2 protein-coding genes are annotated in these 4,152 nt (G+C 67.0%); both read left to right on the plus strand.

The window, feature by feature from the left end:
- Positions 1 to 2,164 (plus strand): DUF4159 domain-containing protein (locus EN932_RS30695; RefSeq protein WP_128369323.1); only part of this gene is annotated, 2,164 nt, incomplete at its 5' end.
- 63 nt (positions 2,165 to 2,227) lie between these two features.
- A partial coding sequence (locus EN932_RS30700) for a hypothetical protein (RefSeq protein ID WP_128369324.1) occupies positions 2,228 to 4,152 on the plus strand: 1,925 nt, incomplete at its 3' end.

A 4,152-nucleotide genomic window follows, 5' to 3' on the forward strand; every position in this document is an offset into this window, starting at 1 on the left:
GCTGTCGCTGACGGGCCTGACCGCCGCCGACAACCAGGTCGACGGCTTTGCGCTGACCGCCATCCGCGCGCCGGGCGACCCTGCCCCGGCGCAGGTCACCGCCGGCGCCTTCGACGACAAGGGCCGCCGCATCGCCGATGCGACGCTGACCTTTTCGCCTGGCGAAACCACCGCCACCGGCACCATGGCGGTGCCGTTCGAATTGCGCAACGACTTCGCTTCGATCGCGCTCGACGGCGAGCGGCAGGCCGGTGCGGTGCGCGTCCTCGACGAAAGCTCCAAGCGCCGCCGCGTCGGGCTGCTGTCGCAGGCCGAGGCCGACCAGGCGCAGCCGCTTTTGTCGCCACTCTACTACATCAGGCGGGCGCTGCAGCCCTTCGCCGATCTGGTCGAACCCTCCAGCGCCGACCTCGCCGACGCCATCCCGCAGATCCTCGACCAGAAGCCCGCGATGATTGTCATGGCCGATATCGGCACCATTCCCGGACAGGTCCGGCAGAGACTTGTCGATTGGGTCGACAATGGCGGCACGCTGGTGCGTTTCGCCGGTTCGCGGCTGGCCACCGCAGGCGATGACGACGATTTGCTGCCGGTCCGCCTGCGCACCGGCGAGCGTTCGCTCGGCGGCGCGCTGTCATGGACGTCGCCGCAGCCTGTCACCGAATTCCCCAAGGCCGGCCCGTTCGCCGATCTGGCGCCGCCGACCGAGGTCACTGTCAGCAGACAGGTGCTGGCCGAGCCGACACCCGATATCGTCGAGCGCACCTGGGCGGCCCTTGCCGACGGCACGCCGCTGGTCACCGGACTGAAGAAAGGCAAGGGCACGCTGGTGCTGTTCCACGTCACCCCTGAGGCAACCTGGTCGAACCTGCCGATCTCCGGCAGCTTCGTCGAGATGCTGCGCCGCATCGTGCAGCTGTCGCGCAACCAGGGCGCGGCCATCGCCAATGCCGAAGCCGCCGCGGCGTCGCTGGCGCCCTATCGCATGATTGCAGCCGACGGCTCGCTGGTGCCGCCGACGCCGGATGCACGGCCGCTTGTACCGGGCGCCGGCGCGCTGCCGGTGACTTTTGAAAACCCGCCCGGCCTTTATGGTTCCGAGACGGGTGTGTTTGCCCATAATCTGCTTGAAGCCGACAGCACGCTGGCCCCGCTGGCGCGCCCGCAAATCACTGTTCCCGTCAGCTCGATCCAGTATGCCTTTGACGAATCGCGCAATTTGAAGGGCGCGCTGGTCGCGGCCGCCCTGGTGCTGATGCTGCTCGATACGCTGGCAGTGTTCTGGATGGGCGGCCTGTTCTCACGCCGACCGCGCCGCGCCGGTGCCATGGCAACCACCGCCGCGGTCCTGATTGCGCTGGGTAGCTTGTTCGGTCATGCCGACCTTGCCCGCGCCGACGACGCCAAGCCGGGTGACGAAATTGCCATCGAGGCGATTTCGAAGACCCGCATCGCCTATGTGCTGACCGGCGTGCCGGGCGACGATTCGATCAGCCGTGCCGGGCTCGAGGGCCTGACCCGCTTCCTGGTCGAAAAGACGGCCCTTGAACCGGGCGCACCAGCCGGTGTCGACATTTCGAAGGACGAGCTGTCGTTCTATCCTTTGATCTACTGGCCGATCGATCCGGCCGCCCCGATGCCGAGCCAGGCCGCCATCGCCCGCATCGACGCCTATATGCAGCAGGGCGGCACGGTGCTGTTCGACACCCGCGACCAGTTCGCCAACGGCATCGGCGCCGATTCGACCAGCCCGGCGACGGAGCGGCTGCGCGACATCCTCGGCAACCTCAACGTGCCGCCGCTGGAGCCGGTGCCGTCCGACCACGTGCTGACCAAATCCTTCTTCATCCTGCCCGAATTCCCCGGCCGCTTCGCCGGCAGCCCACTGTGGGTCGAGGCGTCGCTCGACGCCAGCAATGCCGAGAACCGGCCGGTGCGCACCGGCGACGGCGTCTCGCCTATCATGATCACCGCCAATGATTTTGCCGGCGCCTGGGCGGTCGACGAGAATGGCGATCCGCTGCTGCCGACCGTACCGGCGGACCCGATGCAGCGCGTCTACGCACTGCGCGCCGGCGTCAACATCATGATGTACATGCTGACCGGCAACTACAAATCCGACCAGGTGCACGTGCCCATACTGCTCGAACGGCTGGGGCAGTAAGATGAGTTTGTTTGGTTCCCTCCGGTCGCGGATAAACCCTCCCCAAAAAGAGGAGGGTAAGGGATGAACTGGTCGATTTCCTTCGAACCGCTGATCTCCTGGCCCCTGTTGGCCTTGGCGCTGGTGCCGCTGGCGCTGCTGGCGCTTGTCGGCCTGTGGTTTCGCCAGCGCGGCTCGGTCTTCCGCTTCATCGCCCTTTTGGCGCTCGCCGCCGCTTTGTTCAACCCGGTGTTCCTCAACGAGGAGCGCGAGCCGCTGAAAAGCGTTGTCGCCCTCGTCGTCGACCGCAGCCAGAGCCAGGATATCGGCGATCGCACCAAGCAGACCGACGAGGCGCTGGCCGGGCTGCAGCAGCGGCTTGGCCGCTTCAAGCAGTTCGACGTGCGCGTCGTCGAGGCCGGCAAATCCGAGGCCGCCGAAGAGCGCACCGAGACACGGCTGTTCGGCGCGCTTGAAGGCGCCTTCCGCGACGTGCCGCCGTCACGCATCGGCGGCGCGATCATGATCACCGATGGCGAGGTCCATGACGCGCCGCCGGGCGCGCCAGATTTCAACGCCCCGCTGCATGCGCTGATCACCGGCAACGACCACGAAAAGGACCGCCGCATCCGCTTCGAGAACGCGCCGCGCTTCGGCCTTGTTGGCAAGCCGCTCGACATGACCTACCGCGTCATCTCGACCGAAAACGAGACTGGCCCGGTCGATGTGCGCGTCTCGGTCAATGGCGAGCAGGTCGCCGTCGAGCACGCCACCGTTGGCCAGGCCATGCCGCTGCAGGTCACCATTCCGGGTGCCGGCCGCAACATCGTCGAACTCGCCATCGATCGCGAGCCGGGCGAACTGACCGACACCAACAACCGCGCCATCGCACTGATCGACGGCATTCGCGAGAACCTGCGTGTGCTGCTCGTCTCCGGCGAGCCGCATGCCGGCGAGCGCACCTGGCGCAACCTGCTGAAATCCGACGCCTCGGTCGATCTTGTCCATTTCACCATCCTGCGGCCGCCGGAAAAGCAGGACGGCACGCCGATCAACGAATTGTCGCTTATCGCCTTCCCGACCCGCGAACTGTTCGTCGAGAAGATCAAGGATTTCGACCTCATCATCTTCGACCGCTACCAGCACCGCGACGTGCTGCCGATCCTCTATTACGACTACATCTCCGAATATGTCGAAAAGGGCGGCGCGCTGCTGATCGCGGCCGGCCCCGAATATGCCGGCGAAAGCTCGATCGCGCGCACGCCGCTGATGGCCGCCCTGCCGGCGATGCCGACCGGCGAAGTTGTCGACAAGGCCTTCTATCCGCGCCTCACCGAACTCGGCCAGCGCCACCCGGTGACGCGTGGGCTCGATGGCTCGGCCACCGAGCCGCCGCACTGGAGCCGCTGGTTCCGCACCATAGGCGTGCAGAACCCGGAAGGCGAAGTGGTCATGAAGGGCGCCGACAACCGGCCGCTGCTGCTGCTCGACCGCAAGGGAGAAGGCCGCGTCGGCATGCTGCTGTCCGATCAGGGCTGGCTGTGGGCGCGCGGCTTCGAGGGCGGCGGCCCGCATGTCCAGCTTTATCGGCGCATCGCGCACTGGCTGATGAAGGAGCCGGAGCTCGAGGAGGAGCGGCTGACCGCCGATGGTCGTGGCATGGTGCTGGAAATCCGCCGCCAGACGATGGCCGACGATCCCGGCGCCGCGCAGATCATCACCCCGTCCGGCAAAACCTTGACCGTCAAGCTCGACAAAGCCGAGCCCGGGGTCTTCCTCGGCAGCGTCGAGACCAGCGAGATCGGGCTCTACCAGGTCGCCAATGGCGACCTCACCGCGCTTGCCCATGTCGGGCCGGTCAACGCACCGGAATTCGCCGACGTCATTTCCACCGAAAACCGGCTGAAGGCGCCGGCGGAAGCCACCGGCGGCAGCGTGCGCCGGCTGGCGTCTTCCACAGCCCTTGGCAGCGACGTGACGCTGCCTTCCATCGTGCCGGTGCGCTCGGC

This window comes from Mesorhizobium sp. M7A.F.Ca.US.002.01.1.1 (genome assembly GCF_004022955.1).
Classification (GTDB): Bacteria; Pseudomonadota; Alphaproteobacteria; order Rhizobiales; family Rhizobiaceae; genus Mesorhizobium; species Mesorhizobium ciceri.